This is a genomic window from Limnoraphis robusta CS-951, assembly GCF_000972705.2.
Genome location: NZ_LATL02000190.1, coordinates 1 through 2,664 on the forward strand (window position 1 = coordinate 1; position 2,664 = coordinate 2,664).

General features: G+C 40.8%; 3 protein-coding genes. 1 reads left to right on the forward strand and 2 read right to left on the reverse strand.

Features of this window, described 5'->3' with window-relative positions; translation table 11 throughout:
- Positions 1–358 precede the first annotated feature (358 nt).
- Entirely contained in the window at positions 359–1,309 is a 951-nt protein-coding gene (gene pip, locus WN50_RS16390; protein WP_046281099.1) for a prolyl aminopeptidase, read from the forward strand.
- 126 nt (positions 1,310–1,435) lie between these two features.
- Here pip and WN50_RS16395 read toward each other — a convergent pair whose 3' ends face one another.
- Positions 1,436–1,825 (reverse strand): DUF2780 domain-containing protein, encoded by a 390-nt coding sequence (locus WN50_RS16395; protein ID WP_046281100.1) that lies wholly within the window; start codon positions 1,823–1,825, stop codon positions 1,436–1,438.
- Positions 1,826–1,895: 70 nt separating this feature from the next.
- Positions 1,896–2,664: RNA-guided endonuclease InsQ/TnpB family protein (locus tag WN50_RS16400; RefSeq protein WP_235440987.1), on the reverse strand; the 769-nt coding region annotated here is incomplete at its 5' end.

Sequence of the window (2,664 nt, forward strand, 5' to 3'; positions counted from 1 at the left end):
GGTTCTGAACCCGCCCCTACAATATAATACTCTGTAAAGGGCGGGTTTATGTAAGTTATTGTTAGGAAAACATAGATCTAAGCGGAACCCGCCCCTACAATATGATACGATGTAAAGGGCGGGTTTATGTAAGTTATTGTTAGGAAAACATAGATCTAAGCGGAACCCGCCCCTACAATATGATACGATGTAAAGGGCGGGTTTATGTAAGTTATTGTTAGGAAAACATAGATCTAAGCGGAACCCGCCCCTACAATATGATACGATGTAAAGGGCGGGTTTATGTAAGTTATTGTTAGGAAAACATAGATCTAAGCGGAACCCGCCCCTACAATAAACTCTATTGTATCTAACTTGTATGCGAGAACTTTATCCCCCCATTGAACCTTATATTCAAGGCACCTTAAAAGTTAGCGATCTACACACCATTTATTTTGAACAGTCGGGAAACCCTAACGGAAAACCCGTCGTTGTTTTACATGGTGGGCCAGGAGGCGGTTGTTTACCCGAATATCGTCAATATTTCAATCCCGAAAAATGGCGTATTATTATGTTTGATCAACGAGGTTGTGGACGCAGTACCCCTCACGCTGAACTCAGAGAAAATACAACCTGGGATCTGGTTAGAGATATTGAAAAATTACGAACCTGTTTAGGTGTTGAAAAATGGGTGGTTTTTGGGGGAAGTTGGGGAAGTACCTTATCTTTAGCTTATAGTGAAACTCACCCAGAACGTTGTCAGGGTTTAATTTTACGGGGAATATTCCTATTGCGATCGCCTGAAATTCGTTGGTTTTATCAAGAAGGAGCAAGTTATATTTTCCCCGATGCTTGGGAAGAATATCTCAAACCCATTCCCCTAGAAGAACGAGATAATTTACTGCAAGCTTATTCTAAACGCCTCAATAGTGATGATCCCAATATTCGTTTAGAAGCCGCAAAAGCTTGGTCAATATGGGAAGGAAGTACCAGTAAACTATATGTTGATGCCAATTTAAAGCAAAAGTTTGGTCAAGATGAATTTGCCATAGCATTTGCTCGCATTGAATGTCATTATTTTGTGAATGGAGGCTTCTTTCAACCCGAAGATCAACTCTTAAAAAATATAGATCGAATTCGTCAAATTCCGGGAGTGATTGTTCAAGGACGTTATGATGTAGTTTGTCCGATGAAAACGGCTTGGGAACTCCATCAAGCTTGGCCAGAAGCAGAATTAATTGTCGTTTCTGATGCGGGACATTCCATGAGTGAACCCGGAATTCGTTCAGCATTAATAGAAGCAAGCGATCACTTTGTCGAGTCCAATTAAGTTAAAGTAGCGGAACAAAAATCATCTCTTTGTGTCTTCGTGTCTTCGTGGTCTTTCTTCTTAATTATAAATAATACAGGGCGCCCGTCTGAGTGCGCCCCTAAAAAGATTCAATCTTAACTACATTTAAAGGAACTCTTTCAAAATTTGTTCAAGTAACTGACTGGCTCCGATGCCACCCTTTCCTTGAATATAGGACAGAATAATCGGTACAAACTTGTTGATCATGCTGGTATTTAAGCCCAGTTTAGAAAAACCTGCGGCTAAAGTCGCCAAATTTCCAATGGATGCAGGCGCTCCCATTGCTGAGGCTAAGTCACCCAAAGCACCCATCATTCCTCCCCCTTGAGGAGCGGCGTTTAGGAGTTCACCGATACCCGGAACATATTGAGCAATTTGAGAAAATTGTTCATTTTTTAGCTTTTCTTGAGCCAATTGAAAGAGGAGTCCAGCTCCTCCTTTGGCTTGCTGTTCCTGCACCCCGAGTTGACCGATCAAGATCTCAACCAGTTCCATCTTGTTTTACCAGTACGACATACAACTTTTATCTTGACACTCCCCGCCATAAATGACGGGAATTCTTGGTTCACGGATCGCACTTTCCAACGCAGGAATCATCCAACATTAAAAGAGGTGCAAACTCCCCAAGCTTTAAAGATCCGGTCTGCCCGACCGTACTTAGGGCTTTTTTCAGAATGTTTTTAGCCGCATTAACATCTCTGTCTTCACAATATCCGCATGAACAAACATGGGTTCTTGTTGATAGAGATTTTGTTACTTTTTTCCCACAGTTAGAGCAATTTTGAGAGGTATTATGGGGAGCTACGGGTATCGTTAGCTTCCCATATTTTATTCCAAAATATTCTAACCAATGACGAAAAGTAGACCAGGCAACATCTGAAATTGATTTAGCTAAGTGTCGATTTTTTATCATGCCTAAAACATTCAAGTCTTCATAAGCGACCACATCATTAGAGTGGATTACGCAGTATGCAATTCTTTTTGCATACTCTTTACGCTGCCTACTTACTTTTAAATGTTTACGGGCATATCGACACAAGGCTTTGTGATAGTTTTTTGACTGCGGTTTAACCCCACGAATGTATTTCTTGGATTTTCTGCGATTAGCTCGATTTAACTGTTTTTCAGCTTTCCTGTAAAACTGAGGATTTTCTATGGTATTTCCAAAGCTATCTGCCAAGAAATATCTAATTCCAACGTCTAAGCCTATTGCTTTTCCCGTTGGTTCAGTTTCTATTCGCACATCAACAGAAATACAAAACTGCACATAGTATCCATCGGCTCTCTTCACTAACCTCACTCGCTTAATGTCTTCGAGTTGGTAGAAATGAAGA